Source organism: Plantactinospora endophytica, assembly GCF_016862915.1.
Taxonomy (GTDB): domain Bacteria; phylum Actinomycetota; class Actinomycetes; order Mycobacteriales; family Micromonosporaceae; genus Plantactinospora; species Plantactinospora endophytica.
Genome location: NZ_BONW01000013.1, coordinates 247,256 through 268,352, shown reverse-complemented (window position 1 = coordinate 268,352; position 21,097 = coordinate 247,256). Strand labels below are relative to the sequence as shown.

The following is a 21,097-nucleotide window of genomic DNA, read 5'->3' as shown; positions in this document are numbered from 1 at the left end:
TCGTGCTCCTCTGGTGACCGGGTCAGTAGCTGTGGGCGGCGGTGACTTCCGCGGAGACGGACAGCGCATGGTCGGCCGTCGGGCCGCGCAGCGCGCGTAGGGCGAGGGTGAGCGCGTCGATGGCGGTGAAGTGGGCGAGCCGGCTCGCCACGGCCTCGAGGCCGAAGACGAGGTCCTGTCCTCCGGCAACGAGGGCGCAGGCGCTTACCTCGGTCAGCGGTGACCGGGCATAGCTGGTGACGGCGACGACGGTCGCGCCCCGGTCGCGGGCCCGTCGGGCCGTGTCCACGGTGGAACGGGTCGCTCCGCTGTGGCTGATGGCCAGGCACACGGCATGCTCGGGCAGTAGATCGGCGGCGAGCTGGGCGGTGAGCGGGTCGGGCGGCAGGTCGACCGGCAGGCCGAGCGCCCGCAGCCGGTACGCCGCGTCAACCGCCGTGGCCCCCGACAGGCCGGTGCCGGCGATGAGGATCCGGGATGCGGCGTCGATGCGCTCCGCCGCAGTGCGCAGCTCATCCACGGCCAGGGTCGCGGGCAATCCCGCCAACGCCTCCATGGCGGCGCGGATGGTCTGGGTAAGGGCGTCACCGACCACACCGTCGCCGGGGTCGGATACCGGCTCAAGCCCGCTCGGACGATCCCGGGCTGCATCGATCTTGACCTCTTGATAGCCATGGAAGCCGAGCCGCTGGCACGCGCGCACCACGGTCGACTGGGCAGTGCCAGCAAGTGCCGCGACGTCGTTGACGCTCAGGTGCACGAGTTCGACGCCCTGGTCGAGCAGCACTTGGGCGACCCGCGCCTCGGCCTCGCGCAGTTGCGGCAACCGGGCCCTGATCCGCGCCGCAAGCCGCCCCGGGGAAGTTTGTTCCACGAGACGATCATAACAGGGAAGTTCATTCCACGCGGGTTGGTGTCCGGGTACGGCTGCCCGGACCTTGGGGTCCGGCCGCCTCTTCTCGTTCCCGGACATCGGCCGACCGCAGCGTCCGTATCTGCCGCCGCTGGGCGCGCCACCACAGAGCCGGGGACGTGCGCCCTGCGGCGGTGCGACCGGAACAATCGACCTGACCTCGGGACGTACGCCCGTGGCGGCGTCGCGGTACCCGCGCAGATCGCGGCGGGGCTCGCACCCCGCCGCACTGCCTCCGTTACTGGGCGACCACGTCGAAGCGGTCTACGAGCATGTACGTGCCCGATCGTTTGACACCGCGCAGGGTGTGTGAGCCCTGCGGTAGTCCCCGGACGCTGTAGATCACCTGTTGGGTCAGGCGGGTGCTGCTGCTGGTGTCCACCGTGGCTCGCAGGACCCCGTCCAGGTAGATGTCCACCACGCCCTGGTCGGAGTTGCGCTCCGACAGGTAGTCGATGCCGGTGCCGTTGAACGTGTAGGTGAACGACGCGCCGTTGCTGGTCGTGTAGTGCACGTCGTCGTTGTAGTCACCGAAACCCCGGTTGCTGCTGACCGCCCAGCCGGTGCTGTACGTCGCCACGTTGTCGTTGAACCGCTGTACCGTGCTGGCCGCCGGATAGAGCTGCGACTGCGGCACGATCTGGGCGGGCGTGTTGGGGCTGCTCCAGATGAGCTTCATGTATGCCGAGCCGCCCTGGTCGGTCTGTTCCAGGCGGATGTCGTGACGACCGGCGGTGAGTGTGACGCTGCCCTGGTCGACGCTCGGTGCGTGGGGTACGGCGTTGTCGATGACGAGTTGCCCGTCGATCCACAGCCGGACCGTGTCGTCCGATACGGCCGTGAAGGTGTACCTCTCGGAGTACCGGGGCTCGATCGAGCCGGTCCAGCGGCTGGCGAAGTTGTCGGTGCCGATCGAGGGGGCGGGAGAGCCGCTGAAACGCCAGGCGTAGTTGACGGTCGGATCCGTTCGGGTGACTGTCGGCGTACCGGCGAAGGTGGTGTTGTTCCAGTATTCCGCCTTGAGGCCGGAGCCGGTGCCGACCGCCGCCGGTGCGGGGGTGGTGATGTCGGCCTCGATGACGGTGGCGATGGCGTTGGTGGCGCCGCCGCTCGGCAGGAAGTCGTAGCCGTCGCCGGCGCGGCGCACACTCACCGGTGACGCGCTGCCGAGCACCCGGGCGCCCGTGACCGTGAACGGCGACCGTTGGCTGAGGTGCAGAGTGGTGGCCCAGTTGTTGACCACGAGGTAGAGCTTGTTGCCCTTGCGGGTGACCTTGCCCCAGGTGGGCTGGCCGACCAGGCCGGTGTAGCCGGTGCCGGTGATGGCCGCGCCGTTGGTGGCCATCCAGGTGCCGACGCCGTTGAGGGCGGCGGACTGTCCGGCCGAGACCGCCCCGGTGGGCATCGGGCCGATGTTGAGCAGGAGGTTGGCGCCGTTGCTCGCGAGGTGGGCCAGGTCGCGCACGAGTTGGGTCGGTGACTTGAAGTTGGTGTCCCAGGCCGCGTACCCCCAGGTGTTGTTGATGGTCATGCAGGTTTCCTGCAGTTGCGCCGAGGGCGGGGAGCCGGCGAGAGCCTGCTCAGGGGTGCCGTAGTCACCGTCGACGAGGCGACGCTTGCCGATCCGGTTGTTGGTGACGACCTGGGGTGAGATGGCGCGGACGAACCGCTCCAGATCCTCGCCGTTCTGTTCCGACCACGGGTTGGTGGGGTTGGTCTCGGCCCACTCGCCGTCGAACCAGAGCAGCGCGGGATCGTAGTTGGTCACGAGTTCCTGCAGCTGCGCCTTCATCTTGGTGACGTACGCCGGGAAGTTCGCGACGAAATCCGGGTCGTGCCAGTCCCAGATCGAGTAGTAGAACCCGAGCTTGATGCCGTTGGCGGTCGCGGCGTCCTTCAGCTCGCGCAGCAGGTCGCGGGAGAAGCCGGAGTGGTCCCGGAGGTTCCACCGGTTGACCCGGGTGGGCCACATGGCGAACCCGTCGTGGTGCTTGGAGGTGATGACGATGTACTTCTGGCCCGCCTGCTTGGCCATCTGCACGATCGCGTTCGCGTTGAACGACGAGGGGTTGAAGGTGGCGGCCTTGGCCTCGTAGTCGCTCCACGGGATGTTGCACTGCCGCTTGATCCACTCGACCTCGCGGCACGTCCCGTACTGGCCCTGGTAGACGGCGTACGGGCCGAAATGGATGAACATGCCGAAGCGTGCCTCGTCGAACCAGCGGGTGCGGGTTCCACTCAACGCGTCGTCGACGACGTAGTTGTCGCCCGGCGCGGCGGCGACCGGTGCCGGTGGGATGACGACCATCGCCGCCATCGCCACCAGCAACGACAGTCCTATCCGGAATGTTGACCGCATGGCGTCCTCCCCTGCGCACGCGCCATCCACACGCCGGCCCGGACGGCGGGCGGTAGATGTTCAGAGATGGAAATGACTCGATAATATTCCCGAAACATCCGACGTCTGTCAATGGGTTGGTCGTGGCCGGCGGGATGAAAGAAGCAAACTTCGAGGATTTTGGAAGATTCATCGGACGAGAGGGCGCCCAGCGACGAGCAGCCGACCTGTTCGGATGCGTCGTCGGTGCCGGCGAGACCGAGATCGGGTCGGGGCCCTCCCCCACCGGCCGGCGAAGACGGAGGCCGAGGATACGGTGTCGGTCATGGTTGCTTCCGCGGATGACACCACGTCAGGCGCGGCCGGCTCGGACGCCCTGCGCGACGCCGCCCGCCTCCTGTTCGACCACGGTCCGGCCGGCTGGCACACGGCCACGTTGTCGGTCGATCTGGTCGCCCGCGGCCACGGCGGCGAGGGCGCGCGGTACCGCACCGCCGACGGCAGCGGCGTCTACGTCCCCGAGATGAGTCATTCCGCGATCGCGGACCCGATGAGCGAGCTGTTCGGCCGGCTCGCCGAGGGGACCAGGTTCCGGCAGGTCGCGGTGCACCTGACGGTCGACGCCGACGGCGAGTTCGACGCGGTCGCCCGGTTCGGTCTGCGCGGGTCGAGTGTCGGCAACTCGTACACCGTCGTGCTCCGCAAGGACCTGCCGCCGGAAACGCTCGATCCCGAACCCGTCGTCCTGGACCCCACGTACGCCGGTGATCCCGACCGTGCGGTCGCGCTGCTGCTGGACCAGGCCCAAGGGGACCTGCCGCCCGGCGCGGCCGAGGATGAGATCGCGGCCGTGGAGGCGAAGCTGGGCCACCGGTTGCCACCGGACCTGCGGGCTCTGTACGCGCTCGCCGACGGGGGCGGCACCGTCGACGGCTGGAACCGGTACCCGCTCGCCGAACTCACCGGCATGTACGAGATCACCTCGGCCCCGGCCGAGGACTCCTGGCCAGGCGTGTGGAACCGGGTCATCCTCGACGCCGACCCGGCCGACACGATCCGCCGGGCGAGCGGCCACCCCGGCTGGATCCCGATCGCCGACGACTCCGGCGGCAACTTCCTCGTGGTCGACCTCGCGCCGGCCCGGCACGGCCGGCCGGGCCAGGTCATCAACGTAGGCGTCGACTGGGGCACCCGGCCGGGGTACGTCGCCGACTCGGTCACCGCAGTGCTGGCCGGCCGGCCTCGTCCGGTCGTCACGCGACCCGACCTCCGGCTGGAGATGCGCGGCGGCGAGATCGACCTCGAACCGCTGCGGCGGCTGCCGGACGTACAGGAACTGCGGCTGTACTACGGCACCGTGGACACCGCAGAACTCGCCGGGCTGCGGCGGCTGCGTTCGCTGTCGATGACCGCCGGGGCGGACCTGGAACCGCTGCGGGAGCTTCCGGTGGAACATCTCCAGGTGAACGGGGCGTCGGATCTTGCCCCACTGGCCGGCCATCCGACCCTGCGCTCGCTGGGCCTGCTCCGAGGCGCCGCGCCGAGTGACCTGACGCCACTGCGGACCGTCGCGAACCTGCACGGCCTGTCCCTCGCCGACGCGCACGTGGCCGACCTGGCCGTACTGGCCGACCTGCCGTCGCTGGTGTACCTGGAGCTGTCGTTCGAGCAGTGGCGACAGCTACCACCGCTGTTGGACCTCACCAGGCTGCACGCGGCCACCCTCGGCGGCAACCCGACCCACCGGCAGGCCATCGAATGGCGATCCCTCTTCGACGCCGGCCCAGCGGAAACGGCCCGCCGCACCAGGTCCGCCCGCGGCCGCCTGTAACCGCAGCGCGGCGAGCCTCGGCCCCGTTCATCGAGAAGTAAGGTGACCTCCAATCGCCTTCCGGGCGGCCTCGATGAAATTGGCCCGGTGCAGGGTCCGTGCGGAAATTGCTGCGCGGTGTGCGGCGGAGTCGAGCACGGCCGCGCTGTCGAGAGCACCTTGGTGCGTACCCAGGACCTGTCGTTGGCTGCGGTATTCGTCGCCGACGCTGGCAACGACCAGGTCGGCGTGCTCGGCAACGTCGTACGGGCCCTCCAGCAGGACGACGCTGTGTGCCTCGTCGAGCGCCCGCAGTGCCGGATAGACCGGGTCGACCAGGTGTGGCTCGGGTGGCTCCGGGGGCGGCGCGGTCCAGCGGTCGTCCAGACGCCGGTATGCCTCGTCCACGCGCCCGAGGAAGTGCACGTAAGCATCGCGCCGAACGTCGCGCTGGCGGGACGCTCGCTGCTCATCGCGCTCCGCTGTCGAGAGCGCGGCTTGGTGACGTAGCTGGGCACGACTCACCCACGCCGAGACGCCTCCGGTCAATCCGACCGCGACCAGGGTGGACGCTGAGGTGAGTAGCCCCACTGCCACTGCATCGTTCACAGCAGATCATTCTTCCGGGTCCGATTCTCCGTACGCGACCTTCTTCCGGGCGGACGTCGGTCGCGGCTGCAAGTGCGTACCGGTCCCCGTTGGTTGTCTCACGCGGCGGACCGCGTCGCGGGTGAGGAGGCGTGTTGCGCGGGTGACACCGACGACGAGCAGGTCGACCAGGTTCGGCGTCGGCTACAGCGGCATCGCGTACACGATGAAGTCGCGGAAGTCTGCCACCTGGTCGTACAGCCGGCGGGCGGTGTGGTTGTGCTGCTGCGTGTGCCAGTAGAGCCGGGCACATTCCTGCTCGCGGGCCCACTCCTCGACAGCCCGGATCAAGGCTCGGGCGACACCCCTGCCTCGCGCGTCCGGGGCGGTGAACAGGTCCTGGAGGTAGCAGACGTCAGGCGAGGTCGTGCTGGCGTGGACGAGGAAGTGGGCGATGCCGACCAGCCGGCCGTCGAGCCGGGCGCCGAGCGCGTGAATCCGCTCGTCCCGCTGGAACTCCCGCCAGGCACGGTCGTAGTTCTCCGCCGGCCAGGTACGCCCGTAGAAGGCGTTGTAGCCGGAGAACAGCTCCTCCCAGGTGGGCCGGTCGTCGGATTCGAGTCGGGTGATGCTGATCAAGGGTTGTCCTTTCGGCGTTTCGTAGGGTGCGTCCGCCCTACGGCCGCGCGGCGGAGCGGCGACCCGGATCCCGGTCCGCCGAGCAGTTCGAGGACGTCCGCCGGCCGGTGGGCCATCGTCACCCCGGCCGGTGCGGGGGCTGTGATGCCCCAGCGGGCGTGAATGGCCAGCGACCCGGCCGCCTCGGCACACTCCAGGTCCACCTCCGCGTCGCCGACGTACGCGGCTTCGGCAACGTCGACGCCCAGGCGCTGACAGGCCAGCATCAGACCTTCCGGTGCGGGCTTCGGGTCGGCGACCTCGTCACCGCAGACGACGACCGCGAACGATCGGTCGAGCCCGGTGGTGGCAAGTACGAGATCCGTGGTCCGCCGGGTGGCGGCGGTGAAGATGCCGAGCCGGTAGCCGGCCCGGCCGAGGTCGTCGGCCAGGTCGAGTACGCCGGGAAACGGTCGGACGTCTGAGACCGCCGCCGCGAAGAGCCCGTGGAAGCACTCGACGTCCGCAGCCGAGGCCGGGCGGCCCAGGAAGTGGGCGAGTACGACCGGTGTGGGCCCGACGTGCCAACTGGCGACCACGGTTGCCGGCGAGACCATCGGCCCACCGAGGGCGCGGATCGTGTCGACGTACACGGTGGGGGTGATCGTCATCGTGTCGACCAGGGTGCCGTCCAGGTCGAAGACGACCCCGGCCTGGCCGACGCGAGGCGGCGCGGTCACGCGCGGTCCGGACAGCGGCGGCGGGCGGGGACGGTCTGGCGGTACGACGCCGGCGGCTTGGCGCGGACCCGTCCCGCGAGATGCCGGTCGGCGGCCACGGACACGCCGCTCACAAGGAACATCCGGTCATCGTCGTCACCGTCGGCCTCACCGCCAAGGTCCAGTCCTGACGACGTGGCATGTCGGCCGGCTCACCCCGGCGACCGCCGGTTGACGCATTCCGTTATGGGTATATGATCGCTACCATGGCACGAGCAGCGACGACGTCGGACGTCTTCAACGCGATCGCCGAGCCGCAGCGGAGGGAGATCCTGATGCTGCTGCGGGCGGGTGAACGGCCGGTGACCGAGTTGGCCCAGGAGTTGGGGATGACCCAGCCGGGGGCCTCCAAACACCTGCGGGTGCTCCGGGAGGTCGGGCTGGTGCGGGACCGCAAGGCAGGCAAGCAGCGCCTGTACGGGCTTGACGCCCGCGGGCTGCGACCGGTCCACGAGTGGGCCGGCGGGTTCGAGCGGTTCTGGAACGAGAGCTTCGACCGGCTGGACGCGTACGTGCAGGACCTGAAGCAGGCAAGGCAGGAGGAGTAGCTGATGAGTGAGACGGGACGAGGCGCGTCGGCGCAGTCCGCGACGGCCGACCGGGAGGTCGTGATCTCCCGGGTCATCGACGCCCCACGGGAGGTGGTGTTCGAGGCGTTCACCGAGGTCCGATACCTGTCACGGTGGTGGGGACCGGAGGGGTTCAGCACCACCACACGGGCGTTCGAGTTCCGCGTCGGCGGGGAGTGGGACTTCGTGATGCACGGACCGGACGGGACGGACTACGCCGAGTGGATCACCTGGACCGAGATCACCCGGCCGGAGCGGATCGCGATGCTGCACGGTGAGTCCCGCGACGATCCGAACGCCTTCGAGTCGGTCCTGACGTTCGCGCCCGACGGTGCGGCGACCCGGATCGTGATGCACACGCTGTTTCCCACGAAGGAGCTGCGAAACGAGGCGGTCGAGAAGTACCACGCGATCGAGGGCGGCCGGCAGACCCTGAGCAACCTGGCCGCCTACGTCACCGAGATCGTTCGGAAGGACGCGGAGGGCTGATGGCGGGGAAGGTGTTCTTCAGCGTGTCGATGTCGCTGGACGGGTTCATCGCACCCGAGTCGCTCGGCGACCTGATGGGTCGGCAGTGGGTGGAACTGCAGCGGTGGGTGTTCCCGCTGCGGTTCACCCGGGAGAACCTGAAGCTCGGCGCGGGCGGCGAGGAAGGGCGCGACAACGACATCGTGCGGGAGACGTTCGAGCGCACCGGCGCGAGCGTGATGGGCAAGCGCATGTTCGACGCCGGCGAGCAGGCGTGGCCGGAGGAGGCGCCGTTCCACACCTCGGTCTTCGTCGTGACGCACGAGAAGCGTGACCCCTGGGAGCGGCCGGGCGGGACCACCTTCCACTTCGTCGACGACGGCATCGAGTCCGCGCTCGACCAGGCCCGCAAGGCCGCCGGCGACCGGGACGTCCGCATCGCGGGCGGCGGCGCGACGATCCTGGAGTACGTGAACGCCGGCCTCCTCGACGAGTTCTCGATCGCGCTGTCGCCCGTGCTGTTCGGCTCCGGAATCCGCCTGTTCGAGGGCGTGGACGCGTCCAGGGTCGCGCTGGAGCCGGTCCGTTCGGAGTCCTCCCTGAGGGTGACGCACCTGACCTACGCCGTCCGGGAACGGTAGGGCACGGCGGACGACACGCGGCGGACGGCGGGCGCGAGGGAACATCACCCACGCGGTCGGCACGATGCGGTGGCCCCGACCGCAGCGGGACGGCCGCCGAGGCGCAACGCGGTGTCTTCGCGGATCTGGCCGGGTACCTCCGGCGCCGACCCTGGACCGATGTCTGGCTCATGGGTAGGTGGCCTGACTGAGGAGGGACTCGGCCTTCGCCTTCAGCAGCGGTACGGACGCCGCGTCCGATGTGGACAGCAGAGTGTGCAGCACGGCGGTGGCGCCTCGGGAGTCGCCGCCGGTCAGCAGCGCTTCGGCAAGGCGTAGGTTCGCGATGAACACCCCCCGGGGGTCGCCTGCCTCGACCATCCGCCGTAACGCCTCGCGTGCGTCGCGCATGGCAGCAGGTAGGTCGCCGCGTGCGCGTCGCAACCGGCTGTGGTGGACGAGCAGCCAACCGAGGCCATGGGCATTGTCGACCGCGTCGGTCACCTCGCGCGCCTGCGCGTACGTCGAGTCGGCCAGGTCCAGCTTCCCGAGCGAGATCGCGCAGTCCAACTTCCGGACCAGCAGGGCACGGTGGCTGTCGGTGTTCCAGATCGTGTGCGCGTGCGCCAGCGCCCGATCCAACAGCGGCAGTGCCTCGGCCGGTCGGTCCTGGAGAACCAGGGTCTCGGCGTGGGTACGCAGCGCCAACACGATGTCGTCCCGATCGCCGGTCGCGTACGCGATCGTGGTCGCCTCCTCCGCGTGCACGAGTGCCGGCCGTCCCTGGAACATCCGGGCGAACGCGAGACCGGTGAGGCTGTGCACCAGCTCGTGGTGCAGAGCCAGGCGACGGAACACGGCCACCGACTCCTCGAACTCCGACGCGGCCTCGTCGAGACAGAGGGAGAGCAGGACATCGGCGCGGCTGCTCGCCTGCCGGCTGGCGACCCGCTCGTCCCCGGCCGCGCGGGCGGCGTCCCGGACGATCCCGCGCACCCGGACGATCTGCTCGTAGCCGCCACGAATGGACAGCGGCGGGATGATCATGTCCGCCAGCAGCGCCGCCTTGTCGTAGCTGCCCAGTCGGCACGCCTGCGTAATGGCGAACAGCAGTTGGCTCCGCTCGGTCCGCAGCCACGCGCCCGGGTCGGCGGCAAGGCCGGCGATGTCCACCGGTCCTGCCTCGATATCGTCCGGCAGCGTGTCGGGCGGCAACCCGTCCTTCCGGTCCACCCGCAGGTGCACACCGTGCGCCAGGACGAGGAACCTGTCCAGCAGCCGCTGGTACGCAGCCCGGGTCACCTCTTCGTCCTCGCGGCCGGCCAGCTCGCGGGCGAACAACGCGACCAGGTCGTGCGGCCGGTACCGTAGCTGACCGGTCAGGTCCAGGCCGACCGGCTCCAGCAGCCCGGCGGCCATGAGCTGTTCGACGTCGCGTTCGCCGTCACCGCCATCGGTGATGGCGCCGAGCGTCCAGGCGGCGAAGGACTCGGCGGGCAGCAGGCCCATCCGGCGCAGCGCCAGTTGGACGGGGCCGGCCAGCCCGGCATAGCCGACCGCCAGCTCCGAGCGGACCGCCAGGTCGCCCACGGCCAACTCGTCGAGGCGTCGGTGCTCGTCCTGTAGCCGCTTCGCCAGTACGCGCAGTTGCAGGGTGGGCCGGGGCTGGAGCCGTGCACCGATGATGCGCAAGGCGAGCGGGAGGCGGCCGCACAGATCCACGAGTTCCTCTGCGGCCGGCCGCTCGCCGGCGACCCGGCTCGGATCGAGGATCCGACTGAGCAGCGAAATCCCCTCCGCGACCGAGAACGGCTGCAGGCGGTGGCGAGCGGCCGCGGGAAGCTCGTCCAGCGACCACCTGCTGGTGATGAGGACGGCCGAACCTGCCGTGCCCGGCAGCAGCGGTGCGACCTGCTTGGCGTCGGCGGCGTCGTCGAGCACGATCAGGATCCGGCGGTCGGCCACCCGCGCGCGGAACGCCGCCGCCCGCGCCTGCACCGAGTGCGGTTGGGCGTCCGGTAGCAGCCCCAGCGCATACAGCAACTCGCTGAGAACCTCGGGAGCGTCCCGGGGAGCAGGGCCGCCGCCGCCCAGGTTGACATAGAGCTGACCGTCCGGAAACCGGTCCCGTACCTGGTGCGCGACGTGCACGGCGAGCGCGGACTTGCCGACGCCGGCCACCCCACTCAGCACGACGATGGGTACCGTGGCCGGCTCGCCCCCGGTGGCCAGCGAGTTGACAATCCCCGCCACCTGGTCCGCCCGGCCGACGAAGTCGCCGATCGCCGGCGGCAACTGGCACTGCGTCGTCGAGCTTGCTGACACGTCGTCGCGGGCGTCGTCGTCCATCGACTCACCGAGCAGGATCGCCTGGTGCACGGCGCGCAACTCGGGCCCAGGGTCCAGGCCCAGCTCGGTGCGCAGCAGCGCCGCGACGTCACGGTAGACCTTCAGCGCCTCGGCCTGCCGTCCCGACCGGTAGAGCGCCCGCATCAGGTGTGTCCGCAGCTCCTCCTGGAACGGGTACGCCGCGGCGAGTGCCCGCAGCTCCTCGACCACCGCCTGGTGGTGCCCGAGCGCCAACTCCAAGGCGAATCGGCGTACGGCCGCCTCAAGGCACCGCTCCTGAACCTGCGGCACCTCCTCGCGATGCAATGCCGCCGAGTCCACGTCGAACAGGATCGGACCGCGCCACAGCGCCGTCGCCGCCCGCAACGACTCCAGTGCAGCCGACCGGTCGCCGCGCTCCAGGGAAATCCGCACGCCCTCCAGAAGCTCGTCGAACTCCTGCAGGTCGCAGGAGCGCGCCGGCAGTTCGATGACGTACCCACCGCTGCGCAGGTGGATCGCGGCGTCAGCACCGAGCAGCCGACGCAGCCGCGTGACGTACGTCTGGAGGGCCGCTCGCGTGTCGGCGGGTGGGTCGTGCTCCCACAGCCGGTCGACGAGGACGCCTACCGGTACGACACGGCCGGCGCGCAGCAACAGCGACGCCAGGATGATCCGGACCTTCATCGCCGAGATGACGACGAGCGCGCCGTCCCGCCGAACCTCCAGGTCCCCCAGGATGCGGAACTGGACGGCACCCGCCACCGGCCCTCCGGAAGATGCAGCGGCCACGGTCGAGCGGTTCGTCGTAGGCACGGCCGGCTCCGTCACTCGTTGCGGTGTCACCGGGCTACGCGGAGTGCGTCAGTCCGGCCCGGGTAGCCGGAGCGGTTGTCGTCGTAACAGGCCCGGTTGAGACGTGCGGGGAGGGCGGCGTCGGATGCGCTGACCAAGGCAGCTCCTTCAGCTGGGTCGTACCGGCCGGACCTGCCCGGCAACACCTACATGTCCGCTACACGGGGAATATTTCATCGAAATGCATGAAAGCGCGCCGTCACCGGGGCGCAAGCGGGCGCACGTATGCTCCGCGTCGGTAGTGCGGGCGGGCATCTCCGCATCCCGCGTTCCAGCATGATCAATTGGGGGCGGCGCCGGTGGACGAGAGGCGTCCGGAATGGGAGCCGGCGTGATCCGCGTGCCGCATGCCGAGGATGTACGCATGCGGCGAGTTGCGCTGGTCGGTGTGCCGCGCCTCGCCAAGGATATCGCCCTTCCGCATCGCGTACCGCAAGCGAGCCTCGACGACCTGGCCGACCAACTGGCCCGCACCCGCCGGGCCGACGACATGCCCGAGTAGAAGGTCGTCGACGCTCGGCACCGCGCTCAGCCCCGAGGCGTCCTGACCAACGTAGATCCGCCCGTTCTGCACCGCACTCCCCCGACCACGCACCCCCGAAAGCCCGGAAAAACCGACCGAAAGGGACCATCAGTGACCTTCACCGTACTCACCAGCGCTCTTGACGCATTGCGTCAGGTCACCACCGTGGCCGTCGACACCGGCCGGCTCGACGACCCGACCCCGTGCTCGGAATGGACAGTGGCGCAGGTGCTGTTCCACGCCGCCGGCGACCAGCACGCCTGGGCGTCCACGGTCGGAGCCGGCTCGTTGCCGTCCTATGACCCGTTCAATCCGCCCCGTCGGCTCGACGGCGGCGTCCAGGACACGGTCACCAAGGCGATCGAGGCGGCTGCGGGTGCCTGGGCCGGTGTCGACCCGACGGCGTCGTCGGTGCGTACGCCGCTGCCGCCCGTGCCGGAGATGGCGCCGGCACTCGCCGCCGCCGCATGCGCCCTCGACGCCGCCGTCCACGCCTGGGACGTCGCCGTGGCGACCGGCCAGCCGGCACCGCTGACCGTCGCACTGGCCGAACAGCTCATGCCGGCCGCACACGCGACGGCAGAACCGCTGCGCGGTTTCGCCTACGCCCCCGCCCTACCCGTACGGGCCGACGACGACCCGGTCGCCGCCCTGCTGCGTTACCTCGGCCGCAACCCGCGCTGGACACCTGACGGCATCTGACCCGCACCGCCGGGTTCACCGACCCTGAACGCCGTCCGAGGAGTTCGTCGGGTGAAGGCGGAGACAGACGGGCGAAAGGATTACGTCAGTTCGGCGACGGCGCCGCCTTCTATCGTGTTCCCACGAGCTATCCCGTCAGGGACAGACCGGCCGGTATTCCGCCGCCCTAAGGGCACGGATCGGGAAACCGGACGACCTATCTGTGAATCGAGAGGACGTTCATGCACCTGAAGAAAGTGGCGCTGGGAGTGGCCATTACGGCCATGGCGACGTTGGGAATAGCCACCGCCGCAGCAGTACCCGCGAGCGCCGCGTACCAGGCGCCGGAAGCACCTGCGAGTGCCGTGATGGCCACGAACGGCGATGTCAGCATCGCGGGTGAGAACTACGTCCAGTGCGGCTACTCCTACCAGGACTGCGTTCACACCCGGTCCAACTTCAGGCGGTACTACGCAGTCTCGCCCATCTACCAGTGGCCCTGGGACTGCACTCTCCCTGGCGGGTGCCCCGGGGGAGCATACTATTTCTACTACTACAACTGACGATCCGGCCTGATCAGGGCCGTTTCCAGTCGTGGTACCAGAGGTCGGGCCGGGGTCGGATGACCCCGGGCCCGACCTTTTCCCAGTCCGGCCGAAGCGCCGATTGAAGCCGGTGCGCGAGGACGGACCGGGCACCAACGTGACGGCGTGACGGTGCAGACCTCCGTGCGGAACGGGCTCGGCGCCGAGTGGCGGGCCGAAGGCTTGGCTGGTCCATGCGGTGGACGACTGCATTCTTCGTCGTTCCGCCGATCAGTCCGACGTTGGTGACAGAGCGTGTTGCCGCCGCGACGATTCTGCGGGGACGGTGACTGGCGACCACCGTCGCGCGCCCCTACCGGGGTGGAGTTGCGGTGCACCCGATCCGGGAGTCGCCGGTGGTCGAGGCCGACCGATCGGCGCGACTCCGGCCAGCCGCAAGCCACACAAAACGCCCGCCGAATGACACACGACCAGTGCGGATTGTGAGAAGGCCAATCGAAAACAGCCAACCTCCAGCCGCCCTCTATCCTTCCTGCTCCCGGGCCCTTACCCTCGTTGACCTGGGAAAAGGAGCTGAGAGAGCATGAACGGAAGCAAGACACGAACACGCCGACCGCGGCTGCTGGCCTTCGTGGTCGCCGGCGCGGCCACGGTAGCCGGGCTGGCCGTCGCGTCGCCGACCTACGCCGCCCAGGCACCCACCAACACCTGCCCGCAAGTCGAGATCATCGGCGCCCGGGGCAGTCTCCAACCGCCCGGCCTCGGCATCAACCTCACACCGCTGGCCCAGCAGATCACGCAGCAGTCGCCGCAGACCGTCCGCACCACCGCACTGAACTACCCGGCAACACTGTTCAACTACGCCGGCAGCGTCCGGCAGGGCGTCACCGAACTCCAGCGGGTCATGGCAGCCACCGCCGCGAAGTGCGCCGACACCCGCTTCGTCCTGACGGGGTACTCGCAGGGCGCCAACGTGATAGGCGATGCCCTGGTCGGTGGCGGTCTCGGTGGAAGCTCGGCACTCACCGCCGACCTCGCCGCCCGGATCTCCTCCGTGCTGCTCTTCGGCGACCCGACGTTCACCGCTGGCGAGTCGTTCAACGTCACCGATGGCCGGGCCTCCGGCATCCTCCCCCGCAGAGCAGGCCAGCTCAACGCGTTCGCCGACCGGATCCAGTCCTACTGCAACGCCAACGACCAGTTCTGCCAGAACGGGTCCAGCAGCCTCGCCGCGCACCTGGACTATCGGAGCTACCTGGGCCAGGCCACCGAGTTCGCCGTCGACCGGGCAGGCGACGACTAAGGCGGTTGACCCGGCTGGTGGTCGCGGTCCGGATCAACCACCGGCGGTACGTCGAGGTGGCCCCACCACCCCAGGTGGGGCCACCGAGCCGGTGACGGCCGGCGGCTCGCCGACTCCGGCCAGCAAGGATCTGGCACCCTGTCGGCGAGCCTGGGCCACGAACTCCGCCTCGGCTACGGACATCCCTGAGCGGCCGTCGTACCCTTCGATGCCTGGCGTTGCGCGTCTGCGGCGAAGCGCTACGTGACCCGGTTCACCCACCCCGCTCGAACGAGGATTTCTGCGGCGACGTCAGCAGTCGGGCGGTCGTTCCTGACTGTGAAGTCCTCGACACCCGTCGTGTTCGGCACGATCCCACGCTCGTCGAGTGCCCTGAGGTGTCGTTCCAGCTTCGATCCGCTGTCTCGTTGCCGCAGGCGGCTGACGACGGTTTCCCTGTCCGCGATCAACCTGACGACGCGGACCTCACAGCCTGCGAGGCTCGCGGCATATTGTTCCCGCTGGGTCAGGCTGTCGATGACGGCGGCGACGACGAGATACCGGGCGCCGACGGCCGTGTAGTTGGCCCACACCGCCGCCAGGTTGCGGCACTTGAGCTCGTCATAGAACCGACCACTCAGCCGGCCTCCGTCGGGCGGAGGCCCGAACTGCGCCAGCATGTCGGTGTCGACCACGGCGACGACGTGGCCCGCCGTGGTGAGCAGCTTGCCGACCGCCTCCGCCACCCTGGACTTCCCGACCCCGGCGACTCCGGTCAGAAACATCGCCTGATGCACAGACACTCCTGTCCCGCGCCACCTGCGGTTGATGGACCCGAGTCCTCACACCTGTTGGGAGAGCATCTGCCACCCGCGCTCCTGCCACGGCTCGTCCCGGCGCCGGAGTGCTCCGGCACGGTCTTCGGCCGTCACCTGCGCGATCTTGGCTTCATCCGGGCTCATCCAGCCATCGCGGCACGCCTGCTCGTACTCGTCCCAGTCTTCGATCTCGACACGCGAATCCCGCATGTGCAACACCGGGTCGAGTTCGAGATCGACATATCGCCAACCTGCTTCGGTAGCCTCCGGCGGAAGGCACACGTCGATCTCCAGTCGTCGGTCAGCAGGGTCGTCAACCCACCACGCCACCCACGGACGGCCCGGCGCGAGCAACACCACGACGGACACCGAAAAACGGCCACTGTCATGCGGAGCACCCCACGGTGAACCAACTGGGCCCCACAACCACAACCCGTCGCCGTCTTGAAGGATCGACTGAAAATCGAACCAGAAGACGCCTCCGGGGCGTTTGATCTTGGACAGACGTACATTCTCGCTGCATTGAAGTGCTTCCATAGGAGCACGTTAGCCTCTGCCCTCCCTTGAGGGGCTCGCGGAGTTCGCGGCACGTTCCGGCGGGACATCCGGTCCCCTTATAGGCTCACTCGACATGCGCGTGACCCACTCGCTCCTGCACGCCGAGGACCTCGCCCAACTCGTGGAACGGGAGTACGCCATTGCGGCACCCATCAAGGTGAGCTTGCTGAATCGCGGCTTCAACGACACCTACCTCGTCACCGACGTCGAGGGCGGTCGCCGCGTGCTGCGGGTCTACAACCGGGAAAAGTACTGGATCCGTTCGGAATCCGACCTCCGCTTCGAGCTCGACCTGCTCGAGCACCTGGCCGCGGCCGGGCTGGGCGTCATCCGCCCGTACCAGCGGACCTCCGGCGACCGGCTCGGCCGGCTGACGGCGCCCGAAGGCGATCGATGCTTCGCCCTGTTCACCCACGCGCCCGGCACGCCCTTGTACGAAGGCACGCTGACCGCCGAGCAGTGGCGCGAGTTCGGCTCCGGCATCGCCCGGATGCACCTGGAGATGGACGCCTTCCTCACCAGCCACGACCGCTACCACCTCGACGAACGCATCCTCCTCGAACGGCCGCTGGCCAGCCTGGCACCGTATGCCGGCTCGGGTCGGGCCGCAGCGGACCTCGCCGAACTCGGCAAGCTCGGCGAGCGACTGACCGGCGAGATCCAGCGGCTCCGAGCGATCGGCGGCGCATACGGGATCATCCACGCAGACCTGCACCGGGGGAACACCAACATCGACGGCGACGGACGGTTCGTCACGTTCGACTTTGACCACTGCGGGTTCGGGTTACGCGCGTACGACCTGGTCAGTCTCTATCGCGGGCCCGACTCACCGGAGGAGGAACGCGAAGGCTGGGCAGCGGTCCTCGCCGGCTACCAGCAGGTCCGTCCGCTGAGCCGGAGCGAGGTGGCCGGCTTCCCCGTACTGGCTGCCTGCCGGGCGTTGTGGGACATCGGTGATTGGCTGGGTGCCGCCAACCGCAACGGCGATGCCTGGGTGACCGAGGCGGTGATCGCCAGGCTGCTGGCGGACGTCCGCAAAGCGGAATCGGATCCCACACCCTGGCTGGCCGGCGAGGCCACATTGGAGCAGAATCCACCACCCGCCGACTCCAACCCACACGGTTGCCGCAGCAGATGTCACTGAGCGAGAACGGCGGAGCGCCGGCCGAGGTGTGCGGCCGGCGTTCCGTTCCTTCTCTTCTGTCGTCAGGTCAGATCCACCACTGGAAGTGCCAGATCGGAGGGTTGCCGGGCACAGTGGAGTCCGGAGGGAAAGCCTGGCACGGTCCGACGGTGTGCCCCCATGCGGCATAGATCTGATCATGCGATCCGGTAGCCGACTCCCGGCGTCGTGGCGATGATCGGTGGGTCGCCGAGTTTGCGCCGTAACCGGCCCACGGTCACGGCGACGGTGTTGGTGAACGGGTCGGCGTTCTCGTCCCAGACCTGTTCGAGCAGGGCCTCGGCGCTCACGAAGCCCGGGCTGGCCCACAGCAGCGCCTGCAACACGGCGAACTCCTTCACCGAGAGGTTGAGTTGCCGGCCGTCGCGAACGACGGTCCGGCGTACCGGGTCCAGTCCGATCCCGGCGACGTGCAGCGTCCGGGGCCGCGCGTCCGGCTTGCGGCGGGCGAGTGCCTGGATCCGCAGGATCAGCTCGGGAAAGTGGAAGGGCTTGGCGAGATAGTCGTCCGCGCCCAGGGTCAGCCCACTGACCCGGTCGCCGGGCGCGCTCGCCGCGGTCAGCATCAGCACCATCGGCCGGGCCACCCGCTCGGTGATCATCTGGCACAGCGTGTCGCCGTGCAGGCCGGGCAGGTCCCGGTCCAGGACGACCACGTCGTGCGCGGTGAGGTCGAGTTTGGCGCTGGCGGTCAGCCCGTCGTGCGCGAGGTCGACTGCCATGCCCTGGTCGCGTAGACCTTCGGCGAGGACCTCGGCGAGGGCGTGATCGTCCTCGACGACGAGGATCCTCATGCCGCCACCGGTACTCTCGCGGCCGGAAGCGTGATCGAGACGCGCAGGCCGCCCCCGGGTCGGGCGAGCAGGGCGAGCTGCCCACCGTGGGCGGCGGCGACGGCGGCCACGATCGACAGCCCGAGCCCGGAGGAACCGCCGCGTTCGCCGCCGAGCCGCTCGAACGGCTGCGTCAGCCGGTCGACCTCCCGTTGGTCGAGAACTCGACCACCGGTCTCGACCACCAGCACCAGCTCTGTGCCGCTCCCGGAAGCGGTGATTCCGATCCATCCGCCGTGCTCGTTGTGTGTCACGGCGTTGTCGACGACGTTGCCGACCAACCGCGCCAGCAGCGCGGGGCTGCCCTGGGCGCTCGTTCCCGGGGGTACGTCCACCGTCACGCCCAGCCGCTTCGACGTCACGTCGGCGGTCCTTTCCCGCAGGGTCGTGCTGACGAGGTCGCCGAGGTCGACCGGGCCGGCGTCGGCCAGCGTGCCGTGCTGTGCCCGGGCCAGTACGAGGAACCCGTCGAGCAGGTGATCGACGCGGTCGAGCTGCCGACGCAGCCGGTCCGCGAGCAGCACCGTCGACGGGGCCGGGTCGGGCTTGGCAACCGCGACGTCCAGCGACGCCCGCATCGTCGCCAGCGGCGTACGCAGTTCGTGGGAGGCGTTGGCGACGAAGCGGCGCTGCGCGACGAACGACGCCTCAAGCCGTGCGAGCAGCCCGTCGATGGTGTCGGCGAGGTCCTTCACCTCGTCGGCCGGGCCGGTGACCGCCAGCCGCCGATCCAGGCTGTCGGCGGAGATCCGCCGGGTGGCGTTGGTGATCAGGCGCAGTGGCCGCAGCACGCGCCTGGCCAGTACCCGGCCGAGCAGCAGTGACACCACCGCCATCACGACCAGCGCCAGCAGCGAGCCGGCCAGCAGTTGGCGGGACTGCTGCACGTGCGCCGTGGCCAACTGGTGCTCCAACTGCCGGATATGCTGCTGCGCCCCGCCGGGGCTGCCCTCGGTGCGGGGGTCTCCGGCGGGGGCGACGCTGGTGATGCTGCCGCCGCCGGAAAGCAGGAAGGTCAGACCCAGCAGCCCGATACCGGACACGAGGAACACAACGGCATAGAGAATCGTGAACCTCACCCGCACGGTCCCGCCGATCAGCCTGAACATGCCTCCAGCATGCCGCGCGCGATCTAACAACAGCATGACGGCGCCGGTTCGGGCCGCGTTAGGTGCCGACGCCTAGAACCGACGGCATGTCGACCACCGAACTCCTCCGGCGGGAATGGTCCGCGTTCCGCCGCCCGGGCCGCCTGACCGCACTGGCCGCCGCAGCCCTCGCCGTCATCGCGCTGGGCCTGCTGTACGCCTTCGGCAACCAGGCGTCCTGCCCCGGGCCGTGCCCGACCGCTCCCGTCACCGGCGACGGCGCCACCGTCAGCGACAGGTTCTGGTTCCTGCACCGCGATCTGGGCCGCGAGGGCAGCATCACGGTCCGGATGACCTCGATGACCGGGACGATCACCTACCCGCCACCGGACCATGATCAGATAGTGTCCGGGCTGGTGCCGTGGGCCAAGGCCGGGATCATCGTCAAGGACGGCGTGCGGCCGGGCTCGCAGTACGCGGCCGTCATGATGACCGGCCAGCACGGGGTGCGCTTCCAGCACGACTACGGACACGACGTCGCCGGAGGTCCGGGCGGCGTATCGGAACGGTCCCCGCGCTGGCTGCGGCTGAGCCGCTCGGGCGACACCGTCACCGGCTTCGAGTCCGCGGACGGCGAGCAGTGGCGCACCGTCGGGGCGGCGACGCTCGACGGCCTGCCGGACAAGGTCCAGGTCGGCCTCTTCGCCGCCTCCCCCGGCGACCTCACCCTCCGGAAGGTCGGCCTCGGCGGCGCGACCGAGGAGGTCCGGTTCACCCAGGCCGTCGGCGTCTTCGACAACGTCACCGTCGAGGGCGGCACCACCGGCGCGTGGGCCAGCGACTCCGTCGGCGAAATGAACCACACCGACTGGGAGAAGTACCACAACGCGTCGGGAGCCGTGGAGAAGGAGGGCGTCATCAGGGTCAGCGGCACCGGCGACATCGGGCCGCTCGGTGACGAGGGCGCGCGTACCGTCGAGAAGACCCTGCCCGGCCTGGCAGTCGCCCTGGTCGTCGCGCTCGTCGTCGCGGCCCGCTACGGCGCCCGCCCAGGTCTCGGAACACCCTCCCGACAGGTGATCGCCGCCCGGATGGCCGTCGTCGGGGCGGCCACCTTCGTCGCCGGAGCGGTCGCCGTCGGCGTCGTCCTCCCGGTGGGCACGGCGATCCTGACGGGCAACGGTATTCCGGTGCAGCCGATATCCGTACTGACCGGTGCTCGGCTGGTCGTCGGGGTCCCGGTGGTGCTGGCGCTGTGCGCCGTCCTCGCGTACGGGCTCGGCGTGTGGCTGCGTCGAGGCTGGGCGGCGATCCTCGTCGGGCTGTCGCTGGTCGCCCTGCCCTACGCCGTCACCTCGGTCCCACTGCTGCCCGACCCGGTCTCCGAGTGGCTGCTGCGGCTCACTCCGGCCGCCGGCTTCGCCGTCAAGCAGACGGTGGTGGAGTATCCGCAGGTCATCGCGCATTACGCGCCGTCGGCCGGGTACTTCCCGCTGCCCTGGTGGGCCGGGCTCGCCGTGCTCTGCGCGTACACCGTGATCGTGGTCCGAATGGCCCTCGGCCGCAGGCAGGCGGCGGACACCGACTGGCGATAGCAGGTGGTGCGGGGGCGGTGCCCCCGCACCGCCTCGGACGATCCGGGCCGAGCCGGCCGGGTCGACGGGTGACGTCGACCCGGCCCGGGTCTGGGCATCGCCGAG

General features: G+C 69.8%; 20 protein-coding genes. 9 read left to right on the top strand and 11 right to left on the bottom strand.

Going from position 1 to position 21,097, the window contains the following annotated elements:
• Window positions 1–22 precede the first annotated feature (22 nt).
• On the bottom strand, window positions 23–874 hold the full coding sequence (locus tag Pen02_RS14215) for a MurR/RpiR family transcriptional regulator (protein WP_203866474.1): 852 nt from the start codon (window positions 872–874) through the stop codon (window positions 23–25).
• A gap of 277 nt (window positions 875–1,151) precedes the next feature.
• On the bottom strand, window positions 1,152–3,272 hold the full coding sequence (locus Pen02_RS14210) for an alpha-L-fucosidase (protein WP_203866473.1): 2,121 nt from the start codon (window positions 3,270–3,272) through the stop codon (window positions 1,152–1,154).
• A 304-nt stretch (window positions 3,273–3,576) separates the two neighbouring features.
• On the opposite strand from Pen02_RS14210, the gene Pen02_RS14205 reads away from it, so the two are divergent.
• Window positions 3,577–5,082: an SMI1/KNR4 family protein gene (locus Pen02_RS14205; protein ID WP_203866472.1), complete on the top strand. Its 1,506-nt coding sequence runs from the start codon at window positions 3,577–3,579 to the stop codon at window positions 5,080–5,082.
• Between the two features lie 27 nt (window positions 5,083–5,109).
• Here the strand turns inward: Pen02_RS14205 and Pen02_RS14200 are convergent, their stop codons facing one another.
• From Pen02_RS14200 to Pen02_RS14190, 3 genes are all read right to left on the bottom strand, one after another.
• Window positions 5,110–5,469 (bottom strand): hypothetical protein, encoded by a 360-nt coding sequence (locus tag Pen02_RS14200; RefSeq protein WP_203866471.1) that lies wholly within the window; start codon window positions 5,467–5,469, stop codon window positions 5,110–5,112.
• Between the two features lie 384 nt (window positions 5,470–5,853).
• A complete protein-coding gene (locus Pen02_RS14195) occupies window positions 5,854–6,288 on the bottom strand; it encodes a GNAT family N-acetyltransferase (protein WP_203866470.1) in 435 nt (144 codons plus the stop codon).
• Window positions 6,285–7,007, bottom strand: coding sequence for an HAD family hydrolase (locus tag Pen02_RS14190; protein ID WP_203866469.1), 723 nt, complete (start codon window positions 7,005–7,007; stop codon window positions 6,285–6,287). The genes Pen02_RS14195 and Pen02_RS14190 overlap by 4 nt, the downstream gene beginning before the upstream one ends.
• A 245-nt stretch (window positions 7,008–7,252) precedes the next feature.
• Here Pen02_RS14190 and Pen02_RS14185 point away from each other — a divergent pair, with 245 nt between their 5' ends.
• From Pen02_RS14185 to Pen02_RS14175, 3 genes are read left to right on the top strand one after another with little or no spacing between them, the layout of a single operon-like run.
• Window positions 7,253–7,594: an ArsR/SmtB family transcription factor gene (locus Pen02_RS14185; protein WP_203866468.1), complete on the top strand. Its 342-nt coding sequence runs from the start codon at window positions 7,253–7,255 to the stop codon at window positions 7,592–7,594.
• A 3-nt stretch (window positions 7,595–7,597) separates the two neighbouring features.
• Complete coding sequence (locus tag Pen02_RS14180) at window positions 7,598–8,104, top strand: SRPBCC family protein (RefSeq protein WP_203866467.1); 507 nt, start codon at window positions 7,598–7,600, stop codon at window positions 8,102–8,104.
• Entirely contained in the window at window positions 8,104–8,724 is a 621-nt protein-coding gene (locus Pen02_RS14175) for a dihydrofolate reductase family protein (protein WP_203866466.1), read from the top strand. Before Pen02_RS14180 ends, Pen02_RS14175 begins: the two co-directional genes overlap by 1 nt.
• Before the next feature lie 168 nt (window positions 8,725–8,892).
• On the opposite strand, the gene Pen02_RS14170 is transcribed toward Pen02_RS14175, so the two are convergent.
• Both Pen02_RS14170 and Pen02_RS14165 read right to left on the bottom strand, forming a co-directional pair.
• On the bottom strand, window positions 8,893–11,796 hold the full coding sequence (locus tag Pen02_RS14170) for an AfsR/SARP family transcriptional regulator (protein ID WP_203866465.1): 2,904 nt from the start codon (window positions 11,794–11,796) through the stop codon (window positions 8,893–8,895).
• Between the two features lie 370 nt (window positions 11,797–12,166).
• Complete coding sequence (locus Pen02_RS14165) at window positions 12,167–12,460, bottom strand: hypothetical protein (protein WP_203866464.1); 294 nt, start codon at window positions 12,458–12,460, stop codon at window positions 12,167–12,169.
• Between the two features lie 60 nt (window positions 12,461–12,520).
• Between Pen02_RS14165 and Pen02_RS14160 the strand changes: the two genes are divergently transcribed.
• The 3 genes from Pen02_RS14160 (at window position 12,521) to Pen02_RS14150 (ending at window position 14,938) form a co-directional block, all read left to right on the top strand.
• Window positions 12,521–13,111, top strand: a complete 591-nt coding sequence (locus Pen02_RS14160) for a TIGR03086 family metal-binding protein (protein WP_203866463.1) — start codon at window positions 12,521–12,523, stop codon at window positions 13,109–13,111.
• A 221-nt stretch (window positions 13,112–13,332) separates the two neighbouring features.
• Entirely contained in the window at window positions 13,333–13,653 is a 321-nt protein-coding gene (locus Pen02_RS14155; RefSeq protein WP_203866462.1) for a hypothetical protein, read from the top strand.
• 565 nt (window positions 13,654–14,218) lie between these two features.
• Window positions 14,219–14,938 (top strand): cutinase family protein, encoded by a 720-nt coding sequence (locus Pen02_RS14150; RefSeq protein WP_203866461.1) that lies wholly within the window; start codon window positions 14,219–14,221, stop codon window positions 14,936–14,938.
• 239 nt (window positions 14,939–15,177) lie between these two features.
• On the opposite strand, the gene Pen02_RS14145 is transcribed toward Pen02_RS14150, so the two are convergent.
• Together Pen02_RS14145 and Pen02_RS14140 are read right to left on the bottom strand one after the other, a co-directional pair.
• Entirely contained in the window at window positions 15,178–15,714 is a 537-nt protein-coding gene (locus tag Pen02_RS14145; protein WP_203866460.1) for an AAA family ATPase, read from the bottom strand.
• A 45-nt stretch (window positions 15,715–15,759) separates the two neighbouring features.
• Entirely contained in the window at window positions 15,760–16,272 is a 513-nt protein-coding gene (locus Pen02_RS14140; protein ID WP_203866459.1) for a ribonuclease FAU-1 family protein, read from the bottom strand.
• Window positions 16,273–16,414: 142 nt separating this feature from the next.
• On the opposite strand from Pen02_RS14140, the gene Pen02_RS14135 reads away from it, so the two are divergent.
• On the top strand, window positions 16,415–17,437 hold the full coding sequence (locus Pen02_RS14135) for a phosphotransferase enzyme family protein (RefSeq protein ID WP_203866458.1): 1,023 nt from the start codon (window positions 16,415–16,417) through the stop codon (window positions 17,435–17,437).
• Between the two features lie 176 nt (window positions 17,438–17,613).
• Here Pen02_RS14135 and Pen02_RS14130 read toward each other — a convergent pair whose 3' ends face one another.
• Both Pen02_RS14130 and Pen02_RS14125 read right to left on the bottom strand, forming a co-directional pair.
• Window positions 17,614–18,270 (bottom strand): response regulator transcription factor, encoded by a 657-nt coding sequence (locus Pen02_RS14130; protein WP_203866457.1) that lies wholly within the window; start codon window positions 18,268–18,270, stop codon window positions 17,614–17,616.
• Window positions 18,267–19,418 (bottom strand): sensor histidine kinase, encoded by a 1,152-nt coding sequence (locus Pen02_RS14125; RefSeq protein ID WP_239140648.1) that lies wholly within the window; start codon window positions 19,416–19,418, stop codon window positions 18,267–18,269. The genes Pen02_RS14130 and Pen02_RS14125 overlap by 4 nt, the downstream gene beginning before the upstream one ends.
• An 86-nt stretch (window positions 19,419–19,504) precedes the next feature.
• Here Pen02_RS14125 and Pen02_RS14120 point away from each other — a divergent pair, with 86 nt between their 5' ends.
• Window positions 19,505–20,992 (top strand): DUF1349 domain-containing protein, encoded by a 1,488-nt coding sequence (locus tag Pen02_RS14120; RefSeq protein ID WP_203866455.1) that lies wholly within the window; start codon window positions 19,505–19,507, stop codon window positions 20,990–20,992.
• The last annotated feature ends 105 nt before the right edge of the window (window positions 20,993–21,097 follow it).

Bases quoted from the DNA above. Each gene is read 5' to 3' on its own strand.
- Pen02_RS14120 (WP_203866455.1), top strand. From the start codon at position 19,505: ATGTCGACCACCGAACTCCTCCGGCGGGAATGGTCCGCGTTCCGCCGC.
- Pen02_RS14185 (WP_203866468.1), top strand. From the start codon at position 7,253: ATGGCACGAGCAGCGACGACGTCGGACGTCTTCAACGCGATCGCCGAG.
- Pen02_RS14130 (WP_203866457.1), bottom strand. From the start codon at position 18,270: ATGAGGATCCTCGTCGTCGAGGACGATCACGCCCTCGCCGAGGTCCTC.
- Pen02_RS14210 (WP_203866473.1), bottom strand. From the start codon at position 3,272: ATGCGGTCAACATTCCGGATAGGACTGTCGTTGCTGGTGGCGATGGCG.
- Pen02_RS14150 (WP_203866461.1), top strand. From the start codon at position 14,219: ATGAACGGAAGCAAGACACGAACACGCCGACCGCGGCTGCTGGCCTTC.
- Pen02_RS14155 (WP_203866462.1), top strand. From the start codon at position 13,333: ATGCACCTGAAGAAAGTGGCGCTGGGAGTGGCCATTACGGCCATGGCG.
- Pen02_RS14125 (WP_239140648.1), bottom strand. From the start codon at position 19,418: ATGTTCAGGCTGATCGGCGGGACCGTGCGGGTGAGGTTCACGATTCTC.
- Pen02_RS14140 (WP_203866459.1), bottom strand. From the start codon at position 16,272: ATGGAAGCACTTCAATGCAGCGAGAATGTACGTCTGTCCAAGATCAAA.
- Pen02_RS14205 (WP_203866472.1), top strand. From the start codon at position 3,577: ATGGTTGCTTCCGCGGATGACACCACGTCAGGCGCGGCCGGCTCGGAC.
- Pen02_RS14180 (WP_203866467.1), top strand. From the start codon at position 7,598: ATGAGTGAGACGGGACGAGGCGCGTCGGCGCAGTCCGCGACGGCCGAC.
- Pen02_RS14175 (WP_203866466.1), top strand. From the start codon at position 8,104: ATGGCGGGGAAGGTGTTCTTCAGCGTGTCGATGTCGCTGGACGGGTTC.